The 25184-nt window shown below is 68.6% G+C and carries 21 protein-coding genes and 2 pseudogenes; 20 read left to right on the top strand and 3 right to left on the bottom strand.

Annotated features, from left to right (window positions below):
• Positions 1–43 precede the first annotated feature (43 nt).
• The gene (locus tag A5730_RS00755; RefSeq protein ID WP_067894242.1) at positions 44–1255 is read right to left on the bottom strand and encodes an acyl-CoA dehydrogenase family protein; all 1212 of its coding nucleotides are present in this window, start codon (positions 1253–1255) and stop codon (positions 44–46) included.
• 27 nt (positions 1256–1282) lie between these two features.
• Positions 1283–1885: a TetR/AcrR family transcriptional regulator gene (locus tag A5730_RS00750; RefSeq protein ID WP_156349414.1), complete on the bottom strand. Its 603-nt coding sequence runs from the start codon at positions 1883–1885 to the stop codon at positions 1283–1285.
• Between the two features lie 234 nt (positions 1886–2119).
• On the opposite strand from A5730_RS00750, the gene A5730_RS00745 reads away from it, so the two are divergent.
• The 17 genes and pseudogenes from A5730_RS00745 (at position 2120) to A5730_RS24065 (ending at position 21194) form a co-directional block, all read left to right on the top strand.
• Positions 2120–3448, top strand: coding sequence for a HAMP domain-containing sensor histidine kinase (locus A5730_RS00745; RefSeq protein WP_067894240.1), 1329 nt, complete (start codon positions 2120–2122; stop codon positions 3446–3448).
• Positions 3449–3781: 333 nt separating this feature from the next.
• Positions 3782–4093, top strand: coding sequence for a PE domain-containing protein (locus A5730_RS00740; protein WP_067894351.1), 312 nt, complete (start codon positions 3782–3784; stop codon positions 4091–4093).
• 15 nt (positions 4094–4108) lie between these two features.
• Entirely contained in the window at positions 4109–5296 is a 1188-nt protein-coding gene (locus A5730_RS00735) for a PPE family protein (protein WP_067894238.1), read from the top strand.
• A gap of 105 nt (positions 5297–5401) precedes the next feature.
• The gene (locus A5730_RS00730) at positions 5402–5716 is read left to right on the top strand and encodes a WXG100 family type VII secretion target (RefSeq protein ID WP_007166893.1); all 315 of its coding nucleotides are present in this window, start codon (positions 5402–5404) and stop codon (positions 5714–5716) included.
• 52 nt (positions 5717–5768) lie between these two features.
• Positions 5769–6056: a WXG100 family type VII secretion target gene (locus tag A5730_RS00725; RefSeq protein ID WP_007166892.1), complete on the top strand. Its 288-nt coding sequence runs from the start codon at positions 5769–5771 to the stop codon at positions 6054–6056.
• Between the two features lie 78 nt (positions 6057–6134).
• Positions 6135–6965, top strand: coding sequence for an ESX secretion-associated protein EspG (locus A5730_RS00720; RefSeq protein WP_067894235.1), 831 nt, complete (start codon positions 6135–6137; stop codon positions 6963–6965).
• A 132-nt stretch (positions 6966–7097) separates the two neighbouring features.
• Positions 7098–8123, top strand: coding sequence for a MinD/ParA family protein (locus A5730_RS00715; RefSeq protein ID WP_156349415.1), 1026 nt, complete (start codon positions 7098–7100; stop codon positions 8121–8123).
• Positions 8120–9649: a type VII secretion integral membrane protein EccD gene (gene eccD, locus A5730_RS00710; protein ID WP_067822339.1), complete on the top strand. Its 1530-nt coding sequence runs from the start codon at positions 8120–8122 to the stop codon at positions 9647–9649. The genes A5730_RS00715 and eccD overlap by 4 nt, the downstream gene beginning before the upstream one ends.
• A pseudogene (gene mycP, locus A5730_RS00705) lies at positions 9634–11207 on the top strand (type VII secretion-associated serine protease mycosin). Before eccD ends, mycP (A5730_RS00705) begins: the two are co-directional and overlap by 16 nt.
• Complete coding sequence (gene eccE, locus A5730_RS00700; protein ID WP_067894231.1) at positions 11204–12763, top strand: type VII secretion protein EccE; 1560 nt, start codon at positions 11204–11206, stop codon at positions 12761–12763. The pseudogene mycP (A5730_RS00705) and the gene eccE (A5730_RS00700) overlap by 4 nt, the downstream one beginning before the upstream one ends.
• 35 nt (positions 12764–12798) lie before the next feature.
• Positions 12799–14637, top strand: coding sequence for a type VII secretion AAA-ATPase EccA (gene eccA, locus A5730_RS00695; RefSeq protein WP_067894229.1), 1839 nt, complete (start codon positions 12799–12801; stop codon positions 14635–14637).
• 108 nt (positions 14638–14745) lie between these two features.
• On the top strand, positions 14746–16089 hold the full coding sequence (gene mycP / locus A5730_RS00690; RefSeq protein ID WP_067894228.1) for a type VII secretion-associated serine protease mycosin: 1344 nt from the start codon (positions 14746–14748) through the stop codon (positions 16087–16089).
• A gap of 5 nt (positions 16090–16094) precedes the next feature.
• On the top strand, positions 16095–17498 hold the full coding sequence (gene eccE, locus A5730_RS00685) for a type VII secretion protein EccE (RefSeq protein ID WP_067894348.1): 1404 nt from the start codon (positions 16095–16097) through the stop codon (positions 17496–17498).
• Positions 17499–17621: 123 nt separating this feature from the next.
• A complete protein-coding gene (locus A5730_RS00680; protein WP_231994586.1) occupies positions 17622–17984 on the top strand; it encodes a YbaB/EbfC family nucleoid-associated protein in 363 nt (120 codons plus the stop codon).
• Positions 17985–18090: 106 nt separating this feature from the next.
• On the top strand, positions 18091–19101 hold the full coding sequence (locus A5730_RS00675; protein ID WP_197506070.1) for a glycosyltransferase family 9 protein: 1011 nt from the start codon (positions 18091–18093) through the stop codon (positions 19099–19101).
• Between the two features lie 69 nt (positions 19102–19170).
• Entirely contained in the window at positions 19171–20226 is a 1056-nt protein-coding gene (locus A5730_RS00670) for a glycosyltransferase family 9 protein (RefSeq protein ID WP_197506068.1), read from the top strand.
• Entirely contained in the window at positions 20223–21194 is a 972-nt protein-coding gene (locus A5730_RS24065) for a DUF4254 domain-containing protein (RefSeq protein WP_197506066.1), read from the top strand. Before A5730_RS00670 ends, A5730_RS24065 begins: the two co-directional genes overlap by 4 nt.
• A 10-nt stretch (positions 21195–21204) precedes the next feature.
• Here A5730_RS24065 and A5730_RS00660 read toward each other — a convergent pair whose 3' ends face one another.
• Positions 21205–21981 (bottom strand): hypothetical protein, encoded by a 777-nt coding sequence (locus A5730_RS00660; RefSeq protein ID WP_067894213.1) that lies wholly within the window; start codon positions 21979–21981, stop codon positions 21205–21207.
• Positions 21982–22421: 440 nt separating this feature from the next.
• Here A5730_RS00660 and A5730_RS24545 point away from each other — a divergent pair, with 440 nt between their 5' ends.
• The 3 genes and pseudogenes from A5730_RS24545 to A5730_RS00645 form a co-directional block, all read left to right on the top strand.
• Positions 22422–23906: a hypothetical protein gene (locus tag A5730_RS24545; RefSeq protein ID WP_067894211.1), complete on the top strand. Its 1485-nt coding sequence runs from the start codon at positions 22422–22424 to the stop codon at positions 23904–23906.
• Between the two features lie 8 nt (positions 23907–23914).
• Entirely contained in the window at positions 23915–24262 is a 348-nt protein-coding gene (locus tag A5730_RS00650) for a YbaB/EbfC family nucleoid-associated protein (RefSeq protein WP_055405264.1), read from the top strand.
• Positions 24263–24428: 166 nt separating this feature from the next.
• Positions 24429–25184, top strand: a pseudogene (locus tag A5730_RS00645) (secretion protein EspK); the annotation flags it as partial.

Below are 25184 nucleotides of genomic sequence, written 5' to 3'. Positions count from 1 at the left end.
CATGTCTGGTGCCCGCCGCGGCACGGGCCGCGGGATGCGGCCGCTACCGGATCTGCAAGCCGGTCAGCGCCCGCGAGATGACCAGGCGCTGGATCTCGCTGGTGCCCTCGAAGATGGTGAAGATCTTGGCGTCCCGGTGCATCCGCTCGACGGGATAGTCGCGGGTGTAGCCGTTGCCGCCGAGGATCTGGATCGCCTCGTCGGTGACGTAGACGGCCGTCTCGCTGGCCACCAGTTTGGCCATCGACCCCTCCGCGGCGTCGAACTGCTGGTTGTTGCGCGCCATCCAGCCGGCCCGCCACACCAACAGGCGGGCGGCGTCGATGCGGCTCTTCATGTCCGCCAACTTGAATGCCACCGCCTGGAATTCACCGATCTTGCGGCCGAATTGCTCACGCTGGCAGGCATAGTCGAGCGCATACTCGTAGGCCGCCCGCGCCACGCCGACGGCCATGGCCCCGACCGTGGGACGGGTGCGCTCGAAGGTCTTCATCGCCGCCTGGCTGCGCGCGGAGGCACCCGACTTGACGCGGGCGATGCGCGCCTCGAACTTCTCCCGGCCGCCGAGGATGTGGTCCTCGGGCAGGCGGACGTTGTCCAGCACGACCTCGGCGGTGTGGGAGGCCCGGATCCCGTGCTTCTTGAACTTCTGGCCCTGGGCCAGCCCGTTGACGCCGGCCGGGACGACGAACGTGGCCTGCCCGCGGGTGCCCAGCTCGGGGTAGACCGACGCCACCACGATGTGCACGTTCGCGATGCCGCCGTTGGTCGCCCACGTCTTGGTGCCGTTGAGCACCCACTCGCCGGTGGCCTCGTCGTAGCGCGCCCGGGTGCGGATCGCGCCGACGTCCGAGCCGGCGTCGGGCTCGGACGAGCAGAACGCACCCAGCTTCGGCTCGTCGGCGGTGCCGAACATCTCGGGCAGCCAGCGACCCAGCTGTTCGGGAGTTCCGTTGCCCGCCAACGCCGCCGCGGCCAAGCCGGTGCCCATGATGGACAGCGCGATGCCCGCGTCACCCCAGAACATCTCCTCGAACGCGGTGAGCATGCCGAGGCCCGTCGGCTCGGCCGCCTGCTGGGCGAAGAAGTCGGGGGAGTACAGGCCCACCTTCGCGGCCTCGGCGATCACCGGCCAGGGCGTCTCCTCCCGCTCGTCCCATTCCGAGGCGGCGGGGCGGATGACGTCGGCGGCGAACTTGTGCACCCAGTCGCGCACCTCGATCACGTCGTCGGTCAGCTGTAGGGAAAAAGTCATGGCTTCACTCCTGAATGGTTGTTGTGCTCAACGGGTTCCGTATTGCGAGAGGACGCTGACCGTTTGGTTGACCCACGCCTCGAAGTAGCGGTCTTCGTCGATGTTGCCGGGCAGCCGGCCGGTCAGCGCCTGCAGCGTCGCGGCGTAGGACAACGATCCGATCGCGACGGCCGCGGCCGCCTCCGGATCGGGGATGGCCGTGCGGCCGGAACGGTTGGACGCCGCCAACTCGTCGGCGAAGCGTTGATAGGCGTTGTCGGTGATCACCTGCCACGTCTTCTCGTCGAGGTCGCCGAGCTCGTCGGGTTCGCGCAGCATCACCTTGAGCAGATCTTCGCTTTCTTTGAAGTTGCTCCAGATCAATTGGCCGGCGGTGCGGACCGCCTGCTCGACGCTGCCCGGCTGCCCCGCGTCGTATTGCTCGCGCGCCGCCACGATGCTGTCGATCCGGTGCGCGACGGCGGCCTCGAGCAGCTCGCGCTTGGAGCCGAAGTGCTTGTACAGCGCGCCCGACCCGGGGGCCAGGCCGGATGCCCGCTGGATGTCGGCGACCGAGGTCGCCGCGTAGCCCTTGGCGGCGAAGAGCTTCAGCGCCTCGGCCAGCAGCCGGTCGCGTCCGGAGGCGAGCATGGTGAGAGAGTACTCACTCACCGAGCTCAGAGGCAAATGTTGCAGGTCGCGGGGCGGCCGGGCACGAGCCGAAGGATTGGCGCTACATTCTCTGCGAAACGCCACGACGCCTGAAGGCGGCGAACCGTTATCGGTGTGAGGGTTGTGATCAGCCGTCGACACCGTCGCCGGCCCGGCGCCGCGAGCGGCACTAAGGAGCGTGACATCCGCGTGTTACCGCACGTAAAGCTGCCGATGCGGGTGTTGTCGCTGCGCACCATCGTCGTCGTCGCGGCGCTGTCGGTGATCACCCTCGTCGTGCTCTTGGGCACCTGGGTGTGGGTCGGTGTCACCAACGATCAGTACAGCCAGCTGGACCGCCGGCTCGACTCAGTCAGCAGCCTGGGCGACATCAACACGCTGCTCAACAACGTGGAGCACGCCAGCCCCGACCAGCCCATGCCCGACGGCAACCTGGTCCGCACCGCGCGCATCGGCGACGTGACCGTCTCGGTGCCCAGCAACATCGTGCTGCCCAAGCTGCCCAACGGATACGCGAACACCACCATCAACGGGGTGCAATACCGCGTCCGCACGTTCTCCGCCGGCCCCGCCTCGATCGCGCTGGCCGCGCCGCTGGCCGAAGCCCAGCACCGCATCAACGAGCTGCATCTGCGGGTGCTGTTGATCTGCGCCAGCGTCATCGGCGGCACGGTGGTCGTCGGCTGGGTGATCTCGTTGATCATGGTGAACCCGTTCCTGCTGCTGGCCCAGCAGGCCCGCGCCATCAACGCCCAGTCCAGTCCCGACGAGGTTCAGGTGCGCGGGGTGCGCGAGGCCGTGGAGATCGCCGAGGCCGTCGAGGGCATGCTCGCGCGCATCGGCAACGAACAGCAGCGCACCAAGGCCGCGCTCGAGTCGGCCCGTGACTTCGCGGCCGTTGCCTCTCACGAGCTGCGCACCCCGTTGACGGCGATGCGCACCAACCTCGAGGTGCTCTCCACCCTGGACCTGCCCCGCGAGCAGCGGGACGAGGTCATCGGCGACGTCATCCGCACCCAGAGCCGCATCGAGGCGACGCTGACGGCGCTGGAGCGACTGGCGCAGGGGGAGCTCACCACCGTCGACGATTTCGTCCCGTTCGACATCACCGAACTCCTCGACCGCGCGGCGCACGACGCGCTGCGGGTCTATCCGGAGGTGGACGTGTCGCTGGTGCCGTCGCCCACGGTGCTGATGGTCGGGCTGCCCACCGGGTTGCGGCTGGTGATCGACAACGCCATCGCCAACGCGGTCAAGCACGGCAACGCCGGGAAGATTCTGCTCACCGTCAGCAGCTCCAGCGAGGGCGTCCAGATCGCGATCGACGACGACGGAACCGGCGTCCCGGAGTCGGAGCGCGCTTCGGTCTTCGAGCGCTTCGCCCGGGGGTCGACGGCATCGCGGTCGGGATCCGGACTGGGCCTGGCGCTGGTCGCGCAGCAGGCCGAGCTGCACGGTGGCACGGCGGCGTTGCAGACCAGCCCGTTGGGGGGCACCCGGCTGCTGCTGAACCTCGCCGGCGATGGGCGCGGCCCCGCGTAGCTTTCGGCCGCTATTCCGGCTCGCGAAATTGCGGCGATCGGCCGAATTCGCGCTAATACCGCCAACAATGGGCGGATTGCCGATTACTGCCACGCATTTGCATGACCGAGGCGAATCGGCGGTTCGGGCCGGTGCCGGCGTGACCGGTGTGCCTGCAGTGACATACGAGATTGTTTGACGGATGACTGATAACGGGAATACCGGCGGTCAGATCGGCCGCCGAATTTTCGGCCTCCGGCCTTGCGAGAAAGCGAGTGAATACACGAACGGTCGAACCGCACTAGACTGATGCGCCAAGCCCGTCTTATGACGCTGAGCAATCGGAGGGAAATCATGACTATGTCGATGCAGCCAGAGGCGGTTCTGGCATCGGCAGGCGCGGAGTCGGCCATCAGCGCCGAGACCGAGGCGGCGGCTTCGGCGGCGGCGCCGGCCCTGCTCGGTGCGCTGCCGATGGGCAGTGACCCCGACTCGGCGATGTTCGCGGCGGCCCTGAACGCGTGCGGCGCGAGCTATCTGGGCGTGGTGTCCGAGCACGCCGCGCAGCGCGGCCTGTTCGCCGGGGCGCAGGGCCTGGCTTCGGCGACCGTCGTGACGACGGAGGCCGCCCGCATGGCCGCGCTGGCGGCCAGCGGAATCGCTTAAAAGGGGGAAGTACGCATGGCCGATCCGGGGTGGGCCGCGCGTACGCCTGAGGAAAACGATCTGCTGCTGAAGGGCGGCGTCGGGGTGGGCACGCACCTCGCCAACCAGGCCGCCTGGATGGCTCTGGCAGCCACCCACCACGCCTCAGGTGTCGCGTCGGCGATCAACACCGCTACGACGTCGGCATCGTGGCTTGGTGCCGGGTCGGTCGCTTCGGTCGCAAACGTCACGATGCTCAACACCGCGCTGCACGGGCTGGCCGGCTGGGTCGACGTGAAGCCGCCCACCGTCGCCACCGCGGTCTCCGCGTATCAGATGGCGTACGGCTCGATGCGCCCCGCGCCCGAGTGCATCGCCAACCGTGACGAATGGGGCGTCGACAACTGCATCAACCCCATCGTGCTCGGGGCGCTCACCCCGCGCATCGTCTCGCTCGACGTTCAGTACTTCGGGGTGATGTGGCCCAACAACTCCGCCGTCGGGGCGAGCTACGGCGCCATCCTCACGTCACTGACCGAGAGCCTCGCGATCGCCCCGCCCGTCGCGACCCTGGGCGCGTCGCCGGCGGCACCGGCTCAGGCGGCCTCGGCGGTGGCCGAGTCGGCCGCCCAGGTCGGGGCCGGGGACGGCATGCGCTCCGCATTGCAGGGCGCGCAGCAGGGCACATCGAGCGCCGGTCAGGCGGCGTCGGGCGGCCAGGACTTCATGAGCCAGGCCGGCTCGTTCATGGAGCCGTTGCAGTCGGTGATGCAAGCGCCGATGCAGATGATGCAGGCGCCCATGCAGATGATGCAGGCGCCGATGCAGATGATGCAGCCGCTGCAATCGATGATGGGCATGTTCGCCAACCCCGGCGCCATGGCCGGGGCGGCACCCGGGGTGTCGGCGGTCTCGGCGACGGAGATGTCGGCCGTCAGCGCGTCCGGGGGCGGCGGGGGCGCGGCCATGGGCGCCGGGGGTATGCCCGCGACCAGCTTCACCCGTCCGGTCAGCGCGTTCGAACCGGCCGGCAGCGGTCGGCCGGTGGGGTTGCGGCCCAGCGGGGCGTTGGGCGCCGAGGCCATGCGTCCGCAGACCACGACGGTCGGCGGCGGTACACCGATGGGCGGCATGCCGGTGGGGCATGGGGCGGGAGGAGAACGCGGATCTCGAGACAAATCCGAACAGCCCGCGACAGTGCGGGTTGTCGACGATCGGGTGTGAAGCCGGCCCGGCTAAGGGTGAATCGACAGGTATAAATAGCCGCCATACACTTCGCTCCATGCCCCAGGCATTACGGGGGGCGGCCAACCGGAGAAGGAGAATTCAGTGACAATCAAGGTGACACCGCAAATGCTTCGCGATACGTCCAACGCCATCCAGGCGAACATGGAACACGCGATTGGTATCGGCCAGGGGTACGTCGCAAATCAGGAAAACGTGATGAACCCGTCGACATGGTCCGGTGACGCGGTGGTCGCGTCGCATGCGACGGCCATCGAGGTCCAAAATGACCTCAACAAGGTCTTGAACGGCGGCACCCGGCTGGCCGAGGGCCTCAAGCAGGCCGCCGCCCTGATGGAGGGTCACGAGGCGGATTCTTCGCACGCTTTCAGCGCCCTATTCGGTCACGGCGGATCCTGACTCCCGCGCCGCATTCGTAAATCCATAAACGGTTTTTGAAAGGAACTTAATTATGTCCGACCCAATCACTTACAACCCGGGGGCCGTCGCCGACTTCGCCACCGATGTCGCTTCTCGCGCCGGCCAGTTGCAGGGCATTTTCGATGACACCTCGAACCGGACGAACGCGTTGCAGGAATTCTTCGCCGGCCATGGCGCGTCGGGCTTCTTCGAAGCGCAGGCGCAGATGTTGTCGGGGCTGCAGGGTCTCATCGACACGATCCGCCAGCACGGGCAGACCACGTCGCACGTGCTCGACGGCGCCCTGAGCACGGACCAGCACATCGCCGGCCTGTTCTGACTCCGAGGCAAAGGTGGGGCAGGCGCGCCGCGCGTCCATGCCCCACCTTTGGCGCCCTTGCCCGCTGAGGAAACCGACATGCTGACAACGACGGTCGACGGCTTGTGGGTGCTGCAGGCGGTCTGCGGGGTGGAGCAGACCTGTCCCGAGCTCGGACTGCGCCCGCTGATACCGCGGCTCGACACCCCCGAACGCGCGCTGCGCCACCCGGTGGCGGCCGAGTTGACGGCCGCGGGCGCGCTCGACGAGGCCGGCAACGCCGACCCGATGATTCGCGAGTGGCTCACCGTGCTGTTGCGGCGCGACTTGGGCCTCCTGATCAACATCTCGGTCCCCGGGCGCGAGGCCACCCGGGCGGCGATCTGCCGATTCGCCTCCTGGTGGGTGGTGCTGGAACGCCACGAAGACTTGGTGCGCCTCTATCCCGCCGGTACTGCGAGCAACGAAAACGGCGCCAGCGACCTGGTGGTGGGCCAGGTCGAGCGGCTGTGCGGGGTGGCGGAGGTGGCGCCGCTGAAGCCGGTCACGCTCGATACCGAGCAGTTGCTGGCCTCGGTGCGCGACGCTGCCGGCCTGAAGGAGTTCCTGCTCGGCCAGAACCTCGACGTCGACCAGATGCAGATCGTCACGATGGCCGCCGATCCCGCTCGTTCGGCGCACGCGCACATCGTCGGCCTGCAGGCCGGCGTCGGGCCGGACGAGATGGCGCGGATCGCGGTCGGCGATTCGACCGTGTCCATCATCGACACCCCGGCCGGCCGGGTCTGCGTGGAGAACGTCATCTCGGGCCAGCGCCGCTACCAGATCCTTTCGCCGGGGTCGCGCAGCGACATCAGTGGCGCGGTGCAGCGGCTCATTCGCCGCCTGCCCGCCGGCGACGAGTGGTACTCGTATCGGCGGGTGGTCTGACCGGACGGGCCGACTTCTCAACTGACCCAAGATAAGTCAGTAAACCAATGGCGTGGAATGGCAACCCCTTACGCGCTTGAACGGTCTCTTGATCGGTAAACGCGGTATCGCCGAGCGTGTTAGCATCGCGAAGTGACGAGCCCTTGGAATGACCCGAATATGTCGGACGAAGGGGCGCTCAGACGGGGGGATCCGTCAGGGAGCCGCAACTTCCCCGATTCGGTATCGGACACCATGCGCATTACCGATCTGGCGGCGCCTCGAAAGATTCCTCCAGGCTCGGGTTGGCGGAAATTCATCTACGTCATCTCATTTAAGAAAATAAACCCCGGGGAATCGCCCAGCGAGCGGCACTACCGTGACCTGCAGAACCGCATCCGGCGGCACATCCGTAGGCAGTACGTCATCACGGTGGTCTCGGGTAAGGGTGGCGTCGGCGTCTCGACGATGGTCGCCTGCATCGGTGGTGTGTTCCGAGAGTGCCGCCCGCAGAACGTGATTGCGATCGACGCCGTCCCCGGTTTCGGCACGCTGGCCGACCGCATCGACGAGTCGCCGCCGGGCGACTACACCGCCATCATCAACGACACCGACGTCCAGGGGTACGCGGACATTCGTGAACACTTGGGGCAGAACCCGATCGGGCTGGACGTGCTCGCCGGAAACCGCACGTCCGACCAGCCCCGGCCGCTGGTGCCGGCCATGTTCTCCGGCGTCTTGTCGCGGTTGCGGCGCACGCACACCGTGATGATCGTCGACACCTCGCCCGACTTGGAACACGAGGTGATGAAGCCGGTCCTGGAAAGCACCGACACCCTCGTGTTCGTCTCCGGCATCACCGCCGACCGGTCCCGGCCGGTGCTGCGGGCGGTGGACTATCTGCGGTCACAGGGTTACCACGAGCTGGTTTCGCGGAGCACCGTGATCATCAACCACACCGACGAGATCACCGACAAGGATGCGCTCGCTTACCTGACGGAACGGTTCAGCAAAGTCGGCGCAACTGTCGAAGAGATGCCGTTCGATCCGCACCTGGCCAAAGGCGGACTCATCGACACGGTTCATGAATTGAAGAAAAAGACGCGGTTGCGGCTTTTTGAAATTACCGCCGGGTTGGCCGACAAATACATTCCAGATGCCGAGCGGACGGCGCCGTGACATCAGCGCATAAGGTCGCTTTCCCGGCGCGCTGTGCGGTCAACATTTCCTACGAGAAGCATCTCTGCTCCCAAGTTTTCCCTGCCGGAATTCCGGTGGAGGGATTCTTCGAGGGAATGGTCGAGCTCTTCGACGCCGACCTGAAGCGCAAAGGGTTCGAAGGCATTACGTTGCCGGCGGGCAGCTACGAACTGCACAAGATCAACGGGGTGCGGCTCGACATCAACAAGAGCCTTGACGAGCTCGGCGTGCAGGACGGCGACACCCTGGTGCTGGTGCCCCGGGTCGACGGCGAGTCGTTCGAACCGCAGTACGAGTCGCTGTCGACCGGGCTGGCGGCCATGGGTAAGTGGCTCGGTCGCGACGGCGGCGACCGGATGTTCGCCCCGGTGACGCCGCTGACCGCCGCGCACACCGCGATCGCGATCATCGCCATGGCCGCGGCGGTGGTGGTGGCGCTGACGCTGCGTGCGCGGACGTTCACCGACAGCCCCGTCCCCGCCGCGGTGGCCGGCGCCGTCGGCGTCTTGCTGGTGGTCGCGGCCTCGGTGGTCTGGTGGGGTTGGCGCGAGCGCCGCGACCTGTTCAGCGGCTTCGGCTGGCTCGCGGTCGTGCTGCTGGCCGTCGCGGGTGGCTGCGCGCCGCCCGGCGCGCTGGGGGCGGCCCACGGGTTGATCGGCCTGGTGATCGTGATCCTGGGGGCCATCGCCATCGGGGTGATGACGCGCAAGCGGTGGCAGACCGCGGTCGTCACCGCGGTGGTGACGGTGTGCGGGATCCTCGCCGCGGTCGCCCTCGTCCGGATGTTCCGGCCGGCCTCGGCGCAGGTGCTCGCCATCTGCGTGCTGGTCGGATTGCTGATCCTGGTGCGGATGACGCCGCTGATCGCGCTCTGGGTGGCTCGGGTGCGGCCGCCGCACTTCGGGTCGATCACCGGCCGCGACCTGTTCGCGCGCCGCGAAGGCATGCCCGTGGACACCGTCTCCCCGGTCAGCGAGGACGAATCCGAGGACGAGGACAACGAACTGACCGACATCACCGCGCGCGGCGCGGCGATCGCCGCCTCCGCGCGGTTGGTCAACGCGGTGCAGGTCGGCGTGTGCGTCGGGGTGTCGCTCGTCCTGCCCGCCGCGGTGTGGGGGGTGCTGACGCCCGGGCGCCCGTGGGCCTGGCTCGCGCTGGTGGTCGCCGGGCTGGTGGTGGGCATCTTCATCACGCAGGGCCGCGGATTCGCCGCCAAATACCAGGCCGTCGCGCTGGCCTGCGGGGCGGCGGCCGCGGTATGCGCCGGAGTGCTCAAATACGCGCTCGCCGAGCCGAAAGACGTTACGAGCGGGCTGCTTTGGCCCGCGGCGGCGGTGGCGGCCTTCGCCGCCTGCGGACTGGCCGCGGCGCTGTTGGTGCCGACGGTGCGGTTCAGACCCTTTATCCGGTTGACGGTGGAATGGGTGGAAGTGCTGGCGTTCATCGTCCTGCTGCCCGCCGCGGCGGCCCTGGGAGGGCTGTTCACGTGGATTCGCCACTGAAAAGGGCCGCGGCGGTGGCCGGCGCCGTCGCCCTCGTCGCGCTGTCCGCGAATATCCCTGCCGCGCAGGCGATCACGCCGCCCCAGGTGGATCCCGCAATGGTGCCACCGGACGGGCCGCCCCGATCGGATCAACCGATGCGGCGGGCCAACAGCTGCTCGACGCCGATCACGGTGCGAAACCCCGACGTGGCGCAGCTGGCGCCGGGCTTCAATCTGCTCAACATCACCAAGGCGTGGCAGTACAGCACCGGCACCGGTGTTCCGGTGGCGGTCATCGACACCGGCGTCTCGCCCAACCCCCGGCTGCCGGCCGTGCCCGGGGGTGACTACATCATGGGCGAGGACGGCCTGTCCGATTGCGATGCGCACGGCACGATCGTGGGCTCGATCATCGCCGCCGCGCCGCAAGGCGTCCTGCCGATGCCGCGCCCGATGCCGTCGACGCCGGCGTTCCCCCCGCCCGCCGGACCACCGCCGGCCAACGGGGCGCCGCCGACCCCGGTCGAGGTGCCGCCGCCGGGGGCGCCACCGCGGCCTCCAACGGGCCGGCCGACCCGCAGACCGAGGACGAACCCGCGGTGCCCCCGCTCCCGCCGGGTGCGCCCGACGGGGTGGTCGGGGTGGCCCCGCACGCGACGATCATCTCAATCCGCCAGTCCTCCAGGGCTTTTGAGCCGGTCAATCCGCCACCGGGAGACCCCAACTCCGACGAGAAGGTCAAAGCCGGCACGCTCAATACGGTGGCGCGGGCGGTGGTCCACGCGGCCAACATGGGGGCGAAGGTGATCAACATTTCGGTCACCGCATGCCTGCCGGCCGCGGCCCCGGCCGACCAGCGGGCGCTCGGCGCGGCGCTGTGGTACGCCGCCACCGTGAAGGACGCGGTGGTGGTCGCCGCGGCCGGCAATGACGGGGAAGCCGGCTGCAACAACAACCCGATGTACGACCCGCTGGATCCCTCGGATCCGCGGGACTGGCATCAGGTGAAGGTGGTCTCGTCGCCGTCGTGGTTCTCCGATTACGTGCTGTCGGTCGGTGCGGTCGACGCGACCGGCGCCGCGCTCGACAAGAGCATGTCGGGCCCGTGGGTGAGCGTCGCGGCGCCCGGCACCCACATCATGGGTCTGTCGCCGCAGGGCGGCGGGCCGGTCAACGCCTACCCGCCGTCGCGGCCGGGCGAGAAGAACATGCCGTTCTGGGGCACCAGTTTCTCGGCCGCCTACGTCAGCGGGGTGGCGGCGCTGGTCCGGGCGAAGTTCCCCGACCTGAGCGCGCATCAGGTGATCAACCGGATCGTCCAGTCGGCGCACAATCCGCCGGCGGGGGTGGACAACAAGGTCGGCTACGGGCTGGTGGATCCCGTTGCGGCACTGACGTTCAACATCCCGCCGGGCGACCGGCTGCCGCCCGGCGCGCAAACCCGGGTGATCCGGCCCGCCCCGCCGCCCCCGCCGGCCGATCACCGGGCGCGCAACGTCGCCATCGGGTTCATCGGCGCGGTGGCCGCCGGTGTGCTGGTGGCCACGGTCGCCGCGCGGCTGAGGCGGGCGCGGTGAGGACCAGGCTGACCGGGTTCAGCCCGGGTAGCAACCGGCGGGTCCTCGGGGTCTGGGTGATCTTCCTGCTCGCGGTGGCGAGCTGGGCGGCCGGCGGCTACCGCGGCGCGGCGGTCGCCGTGGTGGTCGGCGTCGCGCTGGTGTTCGTCCGCTGGTGGGGTCAGCCGGCGTGGTCATGGCTGGTGCTGTGGCGGCACGGCCGGCGCCCGATCCGCTGGGATGTGCCAATCACGGTGGCCAACAACCGATCCGGCGGTGGAGTCCGGGTGCAGGACGGTGTCGCGGTGGTGGCGGTGCAGCTGCTCGGCAGGGCGCACCAGGCCACCACGGTGACCGGCTCGGTGACCGTCGAGACCGACAACGTCATCGACGTGGTGGAACTGGTGCCGATGATGCAGCAGGCGTTGGGGCTGCAGCTCGACTCGATCAGCGTCGTCTCGCTCGGCTCTCGGCACGGCACCATCGGGGACTATCCGCGGGTGTATGACTCGGAGATCGGCACGCCGCCGTATGCGGGCCGGCGCGAAACCTGGCTGATCATGCGGCTGTCGATCATCGACAACACGCAAGCGCTGCGCTGGCGCACAACCGTTGGCTCCGCGGCGATTTCGGTGGCACAGCGCATCGCGGGGCTGCTGCGTTGCCAGGGGTTGCGGGCGAAGGTGGCCACCGCCACCGACCTGGGCGAGCTCGATCGGCGGCTGGGGTGCGACGCGATCGAGGGGGACACGCAGAGGTGGAAGGCCATCCGCGGTGAGGCGGGCTGGATGACGACCTACGCGTATCCCCCGGAGGCGATCACGTCGCGCGTGCTGTCCCAGGCCTGGACGCTGCGCGCCGACGAGGTCATCCAGAACCTGACCCTGTATCCGGACGCTACCTGCACCGCCACCATCACCGTGCGCACACCGACGCCGGCTCCCACCGCGCCCAGCGTCATCCTGCGCCGGCTCAACGGGGAACAGGCCGCCGCCGCCGCGGCCAACATGTGCGGGCCGCGGCCCTACCTGCGCGCCCTGCGACCCAGCCGCCTGCCCGAGCACCTGGTCACCGAGATCGGCCCATCGGGCGTGCTCATCGGCAAGCTGAGCAACGGGGACCGGCTGCTGATCCCGGTCACCGATGCCGGTGAGCTGTCGCGGGTCTTCGTGGCCGCCGACGACCCGATCGCCAAGCGCATCGTGATCCGCACCGCCGGCGCCGGCGAGCGCGTCTGCGTGCACACCCGCGACACCACGCGATGGACCACCGTGCGGATGCCGGAGATCAGCGTCGTCAGCACGCCCCGGCCCGCGCCGCGCACCACGGTCAGCGTCGTGGAGCACGTCGGTCCGATCTCGCCGACCCCGCGACCCGTTACCGTGATCACCGTCGCCCCGTCGGGCACGAGGCTGCCCGAGGGCCAGCGGCACAACTTCGAGGTGATCATCGAGCAGATCGGCCCCGCCACGGTGCGGGTCGGCGCGGCCGGCAAGGACTGGCTCGTCGAGATGGACATGTTCCGCGCCGAGAACCGCTATGTGAGCCTCGACCCGGTCACCATGTCGGTTTTCTAGTACGTCAGCGAGTTTGAGTTTGAAGAGCGCACACAATGGGTGATTTACAAACTGCCCGTAGGCATTTCGATCGGGCCATGGCGATCAAGAGCCGGCAGGGCCGGGCGGCGGCGCTGCCGGAGTTCGTCGCGGCCACCGATGCCGACTCGTCGATGGCCGACGCGTGGCTGGGCCGCGTCGCCTGCGGTGACAACGCCTTGGCATCGCTGAAGAAGCTGTATGCCGCCAGCGAATGGTTGCACCGCGAGACCACCCGCATCGGGCAGACGCTCGCCGCCGAGATCCAGCTGGGCCCCTACATCGGGATCACCGTGACCGACGCCTCGCAAGTCGGGCTGGCGTTGGCGTCGGCGCTGACCATCGCCGGGGAGTACCCCGAGGCGGACCGGCTGCTGGCCAACCGCGACCTGTTGGATTCCTGGGCCAACTATCAGTGGCACCAGCTGGCCCGCGCGTTCCTGATGTACACCACGCAGCGTTGGCCGGACGTGTTGCTGGCCGCCGCCGAAGAACTGCCGCCACAGGCCATCATCATGTCGGCGGTGACGGCGTCGATCTGCGCGCTGGCGGCCCACGCGGCCGCGCACCTCGGGCAGGGCCGGGTGGCGCTGGATTGGCTGGACCGCGTCGACGTGATCGGGCAGACCAACGCGTCGGGCCGCTTCGATGCGGACGTGCTGACCGCTTCGATCGGGCCGGCCGATATCCCGCTGCTGGTGGCCGATTTGGCGTACGTCCGCGGCATGGTGCACCGCCAGCTACGCGAGGAGGACAAGGCCCAGGTCTGGTTGTCCAAGGCGACCATCAACGGGGTCCTCACCGAGGCGGCCAAGGAGGCGTTGGCCGACCCGAACCTGCACCTGGTGGTGACCGACGAGGAGACGATCGCCAGCCGCACCGACCGCTGGGACGTGTCGACGGCCAAGAGCCGAGACGAGCTCGACGACGATGCCACCGCCGAGCGGCGGGCCGAGCTGCTCGCCGAGGGCGACGCCCTGTTGGCCAAGCAGGTCGGTCTGGCGGCGGTCAAGCAGGCGGTGTCGGCGCTCGAGGACCAGCTCGAAGTGCGCATGATGCGCCTCGAGCACGGGCTGCCGGTGGAGGGGCAGACCAACCACATGCTGCTGGTCGGACCGCCCGGAACCGGTAAGACGACCACCGCCGAGGCGCTGGGCAAGATCTACGCCGGAATGGGCATCGTCCGCCACCCCGAGATTCGCGAGGTTCGCCGCTCGGACTTCTGCGGGCACTACATCGGCGAGTCGGGCCCCAAGACCAACGAGTTGATCGAAAAGTCGCTGGGCCGAATCATTTTCATGGACGAGTTCTACTCGCTGATCGAGCGGCACCAGGACGGGACACCCGACATGATCGGCATGGAGGCCGTCAACCAGTTGCTGGTGGCGCTGGAAGCGCACCGCTTCGACTTCTGTTTCATCGGCGCGGGTTACGAGGACCAGGTGGACGAATTCCTCACCGTGAACCCGGGTTTGGCCGGGCGGTTCAACCGCAAGCTGCGGTTCGAGTCGTATTCGCCCGCGGAGATCGTCGAGATCGGGCACCGCTACGCCGCGCCGCGCGCCAGCAAGCTCGACGACGCGGCGCGGGCCACGTTCCTGGACGCGGCCACCACGATCCGTAACTACACGACTCCGGGCGGGCGCAACGGCATCGACGCCATGCAGAACGGCCGGTTCGCCCGCAACGTCATTGAGCGTGCGGAGGGTTTCCGGGACACCCGCGTGGTCGGCCAGAAGCGCGCGGGCCAGCCGGTGACGGTCGAGGATCTGCAGATCATCACCGCCCCCGACATCGATGCCGCGGTGCGCAGCGTGTGTTCGGACAACCGCGACATGGCCGCCATCGTCTGGTGATCGCCTCCTAAAAAAGCGTTCGGGACGCGGCCCGGAAAGCTTAGGATGCTCGCAGGCCCGCGGCGAGCCAGTGCGGCCGCCGCGGCGAAGCGATTGGAGTGTCCGGAGGTGCACCGTATCTTCCCGATCACGGTGGCGCTCATGTTCGTATTGCTCACCGCGCCGCCCGCCGCCGCGGTCGCCCCACCCTCGATAGACCCGGCCGCGGTGCCGCCGGACACCACCGGACCCGACCAGCCCCTGGAACAGCGCCGCGTCTGCCGTGCGCCATTGACGTTGCCGGGCACCAACTTTCACGATGCCCCGTGGGCCAACGCCTACCTGGGCGTCGGGCAGGCGCAGCGATTCGCGACCGGCGCCGGGGTCACGGTGGCGGTGATCGACACCGGCGTGGACGCCTCACCCCGGGTCCCGGCGGAGCCGGGCGGCGATTTCGTCGTCCCCGACGGCAACGGCCTCTCCGACTGCGACGCCCACGGCACGCTCACCGCGTCCATCATCGCCGGCAGGCCCTCGCTCACCGACGGGTTCGTCGGTGTCGCGCCCGACGCGCGGCTGATCTCGGTGCGCCAGACGTCGGAGGCCTTCGAGGCCAAGGACAACCAGAACAACCAGAACGACCCGAACGCCTCACCGGCGGCCGGGTCCGTCCGCAGCCTCGCCCGCGCCGTGGTGCACGCGGCCAACATGGGTGCCGGCGTGATCAACATCAGCGAGGCGGCCTGCTTCAAGGTGCGCAAACCGGTGGACGAGTCCTCCCTGGGCGCCGCCCTCAACTACGCGGTCAACGTCAAGGGCGCCGTCGTCATCGTCGCGGCCGGCAACACCGGCGGCGACTGCTCGCAGAACCCCCCGCCCGACGCGTCCCGGCCGAACGACCCCCGCGGCTGGGAGCAGGTGCAGACCATCGTCACGCCGGCGTGGTACGCGCCGCTGGTGCTGGCCGTTGGCGGCGTCGGCCAGAACGGGGCGCCGAGCCCGTTCTCGATGAACGGACCCTGGGTGGGCGTGGCGGCACCCGCGGAGGACATCGTCGCGCTCGGCGGCAACGGCGAACCGGTGGATGCGTTGCCCGGCAAGGACGGTCCCGTCCCCATCGCCGGAACCTCGTTCGCCGCGGCGTACGTCTCCGGCGTGGCGGCCCTGCTCCGGCAAAAGTTTCCCGACCTGCCTCCGGCCCAGATCATCAATCGGATCACGGCCACCGCGCGACACCCCGGCGGCGGCGTCGACGACGCGGTGGGCGCGGGCGTCGTCGACGCCGTCGCGGCGCTGACCTGGGACCTCCCGGCGGGAGCCGGGAACGCCCCGTCGGTGAAGCGGATCCAGCCCCCGGTGCCGGTGCCGCCGCCCGATCACGGGCCCATCACCGCCGTGGCGCTGGGAATCATCGGGCTGACCCTGGCGCTGGGAATGGCCGCGCTCGCCGGACGAGCGCTGCGGCGGCGGTGACGACGATGCGATCACTGGGGCTCCGGTTCAGCACCGTGTACGCGCTGTTCTTGGGGGTGCTGGCCCCGCCGTGCATCCTGCTGTTCCTGAAGACGCGCTACCCCTGGGCGGGCCCCACCATCGTGGGCGTCGCGGTGCTGCTGGCGTTGGTCACCTTCCGCGGTCGACGGTTGCTCGGCTGGGTGGCCGCGTTCTTCGCCTGGCTGGTGCGCCGCCGTCGGCCCCTGGATACGCCGTCGGAGCCCGTCGTGGGAGCCACCGTGCAGCCGGGTGACCACGTCGCCGTGCGGTGGAAGGGCAAGGTCCTGGTCGCCGTCATCGAGCTCGTCCCGCGTCCGTTCACCCCGACCGTCATCGTCGACGGGAAGGCGAACACCGACGACGTGGTGGACACCCGGTTGCTCGAGCAGTTGCTGTGCGTGCACTGTCCCGACCTGGAGGCCGACGTCGTCTCGGCGGGCTATCGCGTGGCCAAGACGGCCGCGGCGGACGTGGTGGGCATGTACGAGCAGCTGGTCGGCTCCGACCCGGCGCCGGCGCACCGCCGGACCTGGATCATCATCCGCGCCGATCCGCGCGTCGACCGCAAGTCGGCCGGGCGGCGCGACGCCGGGGTGGCGGGACTGGTCCGCTACCTGGTGGCGTCGACGACGCGGATCGCCGACGAACTGGCCAGGCACGGGGTCGACGCGGTGTGCGGGCGCAGCTTCGACGACTACGACCGCGCCACGGACATCGGCTTCGAACGGGAGAGATGGTCGACGATCAAGGGGCGCAACAGCTTCACCACCGCATACACCGCGCCCGGCGGCCCGGACGTGTGGTGGGCGGCTCCCGCCGATCACACCATCGTCCGGGTCCGCATCGGGGCGGGGGCGACGCCCCAGTCCACGGTTTTGCTCACCACCGCAGACAAGCCGGGAAAGCGCCGCGGGTTCCAGCGGGTGTCCGGTGGCCAGCGGGCCGCGTTGCAGGGTCAGACCCTGGTCTCCGATCGGCACTGTCAGCTGCCCATCGGGTCGGCGGGCGTGCTGGTCGGTGAGACGGCGAGCCACTACCCGGTCTATCTGCCGTTCGACGACGTCGACGTGAGCGTCAACCTGGGCGACGCCCGGGTGTTCACCCAGTTCGTCCTGCGGGCCGTGGCCGCCGGTGGCACCGTCACCTTGGGCCCGCACTTCCGGGAATTCGCCGAGCTGGTCGGCGCGCAGCTCGGGCCGGAGGCCAAGGTGGCGTGGCCGCACGCGACGAGCTACCTCGGCCGGCACGCCGGGGTCGAGCGGGTGACGTTGCGGCACAACGCCCTCAGCACTCCCAGGCACCGGCAACTGCCGATCCGGCCCCTCAGCGCGCCGGAGGAAAGCCGCTACGAGCAGACCCTGCCCGGGGCCGGCAGAACCGCGTCCTGACCCCCGCCGCGGCGACTCCGCTCGACGCGCGCGATCGGCCGGGGCGCCTTAAACTCGAGCCGGTCGTGGACCAAGCGCAGTCGGCCCACGCGCAAGACTCAGCCGAGGTTAAGGACCTTCCTCATGAGCACTCTTCGCATGAGCCCCGACGCGCACCCGCAGGTGGCGCAGGCGCTCGAGCAGTTGCACCAATTCAGTTCGGCCCTCGAGTCCCAGATGCGCCGGACGCACATCGAATCCTTTACGGCCACAGACGAAACCGAGACGGTCGAGGTGACCATCAACGGGCAGCGGTGCATCGTCGGCCTGGATATCGAGGACGGCCTGCTGCGCCTCGGCTCCCACACCGTGCAGCAGCGCATCAACGAGGCGCTGCACAACGCGCAGGCCGGCGCCTCGGCGGCGTTGCGGGCGCAGCAGGCGCAGCTCTTCGCCAGCCTCACCGAGCTCGCGGGTTCGCTGCAGAAGACCGTCGGCCTGATTTGAGCCGCAGCCCACTCGGATTGGGGGACAACGCCCCTCCTGGCGTCTAGACTCTGCCGGGAGCATGGGCGATTTCGAGCGAGATGTCGGTTCTCCCGGACGCGATTCGGTGCGCGCTGAGCCGGAGCCGCTGACCGATCTGTTGCACGCGGCAAGGCCCGCGCTGTGTTTCGTCTCGAACATCGGGGACTCGGTGCTGACGCTGCCGGCGGTGCGCGCGCTGGCCGGTATGTTCACCGCCCCCATCACGATGATCTGTCCCAAGGTCGCCTTCGACTTGTGCTTTCGGGAGGTCAGCCCGCGGCACGTCGACACCGCGGGACTGCCGTTCACGGCATCCGCCGGCCCGCCTTCGCCGTCGCGGCGTCCGTTCGATTTCGACGCCCTGGCCGCCCAGATCGGTGACGTCGACGTATTCATCGACACGCTGACGTGGAGTGCGCTGTCGAACACCATCATTGGTCCGCTGGTGCAGCGGATAACGCCCAAGAAGAGCATCGGATTCGTCGCCGACTACGGCTACGACGTCGTGATCGGCAAAGAGGAATGCCACGCGGCCGACCTGATGTTCAAGTTGGCCCGGCTGTTCGATCCCTCGCTGCGCATCGAGTCCTACGCCCAGCCGGTGCCCATACCACCGCCCGTCCAGGAGGAGGCGCGGTCGATCCGCGCCGCCATGCCCCCGGGCGCCAAGGTGCTCGTCGTGCACGCCGACACCAACTGGCCGGACAAGCGCTGGCCCGCCACCAGATTCATCGACCTGTTGGATCGGTTCCTGTCGCGCCATCACGACTTCGTCGCGTGGATCGTCGGCATGGGGCACGAGGAGCTCAACGTCGGGCGCGAGCGCGACCGGATCCTCGCCCACCTCGGCCAGCCGCTCGACCTCGCCATGGGCATGGTCGCCGCGGCGGACCTGTTCGTCGGGATCGATTCCTGCATGCTCCACGCCGCCGACCTGGCGCGCGTTCCGGGAGTGGGCCTCTTCGGCCCGACGCGGGCCGACACGTGGGGGTTCCGGTTCGGGCCCCACCGGCACGTCGATAGGACCACGATGGCCGACATCACCGTCGACGAGGTGCTGGCGGCGATGGACGAGCTCGCCGGCCGCGTGACGTAGGCGTCAGCTTCCGAATTAGTGCACTCACCATGCCCGACGCGGGTTTAAGCTCGGCAAAGGATGGTCGGGTTGAGCGAACTCACGGTGCTGCAGGGCGGTCACTCGGTAACGGTTGAGCGTGGCCTGCTAACGCATCTGCTGCAGGCGCGTAGGCCCACGGTCTATTTCTCCACCCTTATCGGGGACTCCGTCCTGGTTTTGCCGACGCTGCGGGCGCTGGCCGAATTGTTCAGTGCGCCAATGACACTGGTCTGCCCTGAGGTGAGTTACGACCTGTGTTTCCGGGAGCTGGGTGCGCGGCTCGTCGACATCACCGGGTCGCCTCCGTTCGGGCCGCCGCTGGGACCGGCGTCGAACCGAGTTCTGGATTACGACGCCCTGGTCACGGAGATCGGCGACATCGACCTGTTCATCGACGCGGTGCCGTGGGACGTGCCGTCGAACGTTTTCGTCCGTCCGCTTCGGCAGCGACTGGCGCCCGCGACCAGCATCGGCTTTCCGACCAGCGACGCCTACGACATCGTGGTGCCCAGGGACCTGCCGCACGCGGCCGACGTGACGTTCAAGTTGGCGCGGCTGTTCAATCCCGACGCGCGGATCGAAAGCTATGCCGGGCCGGTGCCCATCCCCGCGTCCGTGCAAACGGAGATCCGGGCGCATCGCGCCGCCCTGCCCGCCGGGACCAAGGTCCTGGCCGTGCACGCCGACACCAAGTCGCTCAACAAGCGGTGGCCGGTAACCCGCTTCATCGATCTGTTGGACCGGTTCCTGGTGCGTCACCGTGATTTTGTGGTCTGGGTCGTCGGGATGGGACCCGAAGAACTCAACGTCGGCCGCGAGCGCGACCGGGTGATCCCGCACCTCGGGTCGCCGCTGGACGTCGCGATGGGCATGGTCGCCGAAGCCGACCTGTTCCTGGGAATCGACTCGTGCATGCTGCATGCCGCCGACCTGGCACGCGTTCCGGGCGTGGGCCTCTACGGTCCCACCCACCCAGACAGATGGGGCTTCCGGTTCGCGCCGCACCGGCACATTCACATGGCGGCCATGACGGACATCACCGTCGACATGGCCCTCAGCGCTCTGGAAGATGTTGCCGTCCGCGAGATGGCGAGCCGCGCATGACGGCGAGCATGCAGAGCCTGCGCTGTCACGCTCAGCTCGAGCCGGGTATTCGGCTGCTCCAGCAGCGCGTTGGCGCGCTCGGGGGCCGTACCCTTCGCGGTTGTGAGGGGCATCCCCCTGGCGGCGACTCCGGCCTGCAGCCGCGGTATGTCCGCGTCGCGGCGGCCGGCGAGGTCTTGACCAAGCTGCGACAGCTTGCGGCGCAGGCGAATTCGCCCGCAGGTCACATCCCCCGGGTATCGGTGGAGGTCAACGAGTGCGAGCTGCCGACCGATACCGGACAACCAAACAAGGCAGTCGACATCGTCTTCGCCCCGCAGCCTGGCCTCGACCCCCGCAACTATTTCGAGCACCTGGCCATCAGCTACTCCGAATTCTGCGGGCGGCTGCCCGGGCGCATCGGCGGTGACCCGACCACTTCGGGGCTGCTGTCGACCGCGCGCCAATTCTATGACAGGGCGCTGGCGTGGCACTGCACCGAGCCGGCGATTTCCATTGAGGGGCAAGGAATCTCGGCGAAGACGCTACACGTGCACGCGCTGAACTTCGCCCTGTGGCATCACGAAGACGCTGTTCGCCGCACCGGCGTCAACGACCGCGAGATAGCCCGCAGGAAACGTTGCATCGACGACCTCAACGCCCGGCGCAACGCGGCCGTCGAGCACATCGACGTGAGCCTGCTCGAGCGCCTCGATGCCCGCGATACCGCGCCGCTGCACACCGAAACGCCCGGCACGATCGTCGACCGGCTTTCCGTTTTGGCGTTGCGGATCATGCACACCAACCGGGCGGAAGGTCCCAGTTCGCGCCTTGCGGTGCTCGAAGAGCAGTACGACGACCTCTTCGGCGGCCTCGAGCAGTTTTTGACGCGGCTGGCCGGCGGCGAGATCAGGTTCAAGCTCTACCGACAGTTCAAGGCGGCCGAACAGCGAAGTCACTGCGCGCTGTTCGAGAACCGAGAGCCCTGACGCGGCGCGTTCAGTACGCTGCCGCCTCCCACCACCGTTGCCAGTCCAGGAAGGGGTCCTTCTGCGCCGCGTATTGAAGGTGCAGGGCGATCGACGGTAGCGGGGTGAACAGCGAAACCTGCTCGCGCCAGATCTTGTTGATGGTGGATTCCTCGAAGATGTGATGTTCGAGGCCGTAGGGGGTGCTCGAATAGCGGGCGAGCCGGTCGAAAAGCTCCCAGTTCCGCCTCAATGTGGCGGTTTCCACCCAGCAGGTATTCGTCGTGTGCGTGTTCGTTCGCCAATGCCGGCGGGGGCCGTACAGGATTCGGCAATCATGCCGGCTGTATATCGGGCTGAGGTAATTATCGGGATCATCGAATGGGTGAAGGGCCACTTCATCCCCGCCGCGTTTGTTTTTGAAAAACGCATGGGCCTCCAGCATCTCCGGTATGGCCGACGGCGCGTGCAGGTAGTCGTCCTCGACGAAGTAAACGAGGTCGCGGGCGTCGTCACGGGCCCTGGAGAAGGATGCCACGCAGGACGCGTTGTAGCCGCGATCCGTCAGCGCGACGAATTCGACCGGATGCCGGCATCCGTCGAGGATTCGGTGCAGCGGAGCGATGGCGGCGGGCGACGAGTGATCGTCGAAAACGCGCAGCAGGATGTCGCCCGACGCTTCGTTGATCGAGGTGACCAGCGACTGTGTGCACCTGAGCATGATTTCGCTTTTCGGGGCGCCGACGTACCGGTGCCCGCCGTGCACGCTCGTCTCCGAATGGGTTTGCAGGTGGATGTCCAGTCTCATGGCTGCGGTGAGCCTAACGCAGAACGACCGCCTTTCCGGGCGGCCGGGAGCGCGCCCCACGCCGCCGAAACGCGGTCGGCAACCCGCGTCGTCAGGGGAGACCGAGGCGTCCGGATGCCGCCGGGCTGCGGCCTGAGACCGGCCGATTTCGGCCCGAAAAGAGCCGAAAGCAAGGGCGCAAATTGCTGCGCGTGGGCACTGTTTGGTGACTTAGGATTAACCATCGTGAGCGGTATGTGCACCCTGCACCGCCCGCGGGATCCGGCACTACGAAAGGGGTGATGGTGGTCGCACCGCATCCTGTCTTCGGTGGTGCCGCGTCCGTGTCACGCGCCGGTGGCGCGGTCAGCATCGGCTACCGCCGGGCGACCGGGCCGGGCCGCGGTCATCGGGAATCCCCGACGGCTTGCGCAAAAGGAGAATGAGCCGACGTGACTCAGATGCTGAAGGTCGAGTACGAGGAACTCCTGCAGCGCGCCGACGAACTCGAGGCCCCGCTGCCGTCCGTCCCCGCCACCAATCCGCCGCCGCCATGCGCCCTTTCGTTCGTCAACGACGCCGCCACCCAACTCGCGCTGTCGGCCGATGCGATGCGGCTCTACCTGAAAACCTGTGAGCGCGAATGGAAAGCGTTGGCCAAGTCGCTACGCAACGCGGCCAAGGCCTACGAAGAGGTCGACGAGGGGGCGGCGGCGTCGATCGATGCCATCGGCACAAACGGGTCTTCTTCGGGTTCGGCGGCGGCCGCGGGAGCCAATGGTGAACTGTCGGCCCTGCAAGACCAAAGCTGGGCCCGCGATCCACTGCCACCGCTGAAACCGCCGCCGACGTTCGAATACCCGTACTACGAGGTCAGGCAGGCGGCCAAGGACATCGAGGCCGGCGATCAGGGCGCGGCCTTCCGGGCTTTCGCGAAGGAATGGGACGCGTTTCAGCGCGAATTCCAGAAGACGGCCTACCGGTTCCGCCCCTTCGTTTCCTGGGAGGGCGAGGCGCGGGACCTCGTGGAAGCTAACTTCGACACCCAGCGCGAGTGGATCCTCTCGATCGCACAAATGTGCGTCACACTCGGCAACCAGGCCAACAGGGTCGTCGACGCGCACAAGAAAGCGCGAGTGGCGTACGGGGACTCCGCCTCGCGTAATCCCGACGGGACGTGGGCAATCGAGGCCGAGCACCCCACGAACTACGAGGTCGAACTGAACGACTGGTGGTACCGGAGATACACCGAAGACGGCGGCCACTACTTGTACATGGCGATCAGCTGGTACGAAAGTCTGCAGGCGAAATCCGAGCGGTCACTCGCGCTCTACGTTTCGAACGCGGGCTTGCCGATGGCGCCGGTGAGTCCGAAGATGCCGCCCAGGGCCCAGTACATCGCCCCGCCGCCCGACCCCAACGCCCCCGGGGACGACACCATCGTCGACCCCATCCTGGACGGTGGGGGAACTGGAATTCCCCCGACGCCGACGCCGATGATGCCCACCATGCCGCCGGGGATGGGTGGGGCTGGAGCGTCGCCGGACCAGGCGGCCATGGACGCCGCGATGCAGGACGCGCTGAAGGGCAAAGGGGCCGGCGCGCCCGGTGGGGCGGGACTCAAGCCCGCGTCGTTGGGTGGTGGCGGCGGGGCCGGCGTGCCATCGATGCCGTTGCAGCCCGCGGTGGATGCCGAAGCGGCGTCGCGGCCGGCCGGCGCGGGACCCGGGGGTGGGGGACCGGGCCGCGCGATGCCCGCCGTGGCGGGCGCGGCAGGCGGCGGCATGGGTGGCGGTATGGCGCCGATGGGCGGCCCCGGCCAGAACCAAAACCAGGGCAAAGGCAAACGCGTGCAATCGGAAGACGAATCGCTCTATACCGAGGAGCGCGCATGGACTGAGGGCGTCATCGGGAACCGCCCGCGCAAGAGCACACCCGACAAGTGAGGACCCCAATGACCGTCGAGATGCATCCCCAGGTGGCCGAGGCCATGCGGCAGGCGCGGCTGTTCCAGTCCGCGCTGGAAGATCAGCAGCACCGCAGGGACACCGAAACATTCAGCGCCACCGACGAATCCGAAACCGTCGAGGTGACACTCAATGCGCGGCTGTGCCTGACCGGCTTGCATATCGAGGACGGCCTGCTGCGGCTGGGCGCGGAGACGGTCATGGAGCGCATCAACGAGGCGATCGGCCACGCGCAAGCCGCCGCGACCGAAGAGATCGACGCCGAGCACGAGCGGCTCATCGAGTTGGTGGCCGGAATCGCCGGTTCGCTCAAAGAGACCCTGGGCTTGACCTGAGCGAAACCCGGTGCGGGCCGCGGATTTGCGCCCACCGCCGGCGCCGGCGGCCGCGCAATTTGCCGCAGTTGGCTTGGCCGAACCTCGATTACGCTTACTAACCATGATGTCCGGTACCCCCCAGCGGCCGCGGTGTCGGTTTGCGCCGCCGGGAGAGGAGTAACCGATGGGCGTCGCGAAGCCGGCGAGCGAATACGCCGGGCAGATGCTTGCCCCGGACGCGTGGCCGGAGCTGGACGAGGACAACTACTACGACCGCGCGCAGCAGTACACCGATGTGCTGCGGCGGGTCACCGAGGTGTTGGAGACCTGCCAGCACGAACAAAGCGACCTGTTCGACGGAGGGTTCTGGTCGGGGGGCGCCGCCGCCGCCGCCAATACCGAACTCGGCACCAACATCGATGAGCTGACGAAGCTGCAGAACGGCCTGGCGACGGTCATCACCTGGAACCGGTATGTCGCGGATTCGATCACCCAGGCCAAGTGGGACGTGAGCGACATCGTCGAGGCCGCGCAGGCGGAAATCGATGCGCTCGAAAACGATTCGTCTCTGGAGGCCGCCGAGCGGACCACCGCGATCAATGCGGTGGTGGGCACCGCGTACGGGGCGAATCTCGGAGTGGTCACCGGCACCGCCGAGCGCATCTTGGCGAGTAAGGCTTGGAAGCCGCCGCACAACGCCCTGCAGGATCTCCTCGACCAGAAACAACCTCCCCCGGTCGCACTCCCGGACAAGCCTGCACCGCCCGAGGAAGAGGAACGCCCGCAGCCCGATCCCGCGCAACCCGCGCCGGTCGCACCGCCCCCGAGCGCTCCCCCGCTTTCGCCACCCGGATCACCCGGTGGCGGCGCGCCACCGCCGACCGGAATGCCTCCCCTTACCGGCCAACCGCCCGCGCCGCCCACCGGTGCGCCCAGGCCG

This window comes from Mycobacterium sp. ACS4054 (assembly GCF_001667275.1).
Lineage (GTDB): Bacteria > Actinomycetota > Actinomycetes > Mycobacteriales > Mycobacteriaceae > Mycobacterium.
The sequence above is the reverse complement of the archived record's forward strand: the minus strand, read 5'-3'. Positions and strand labels throughout refer to the sequence as shown.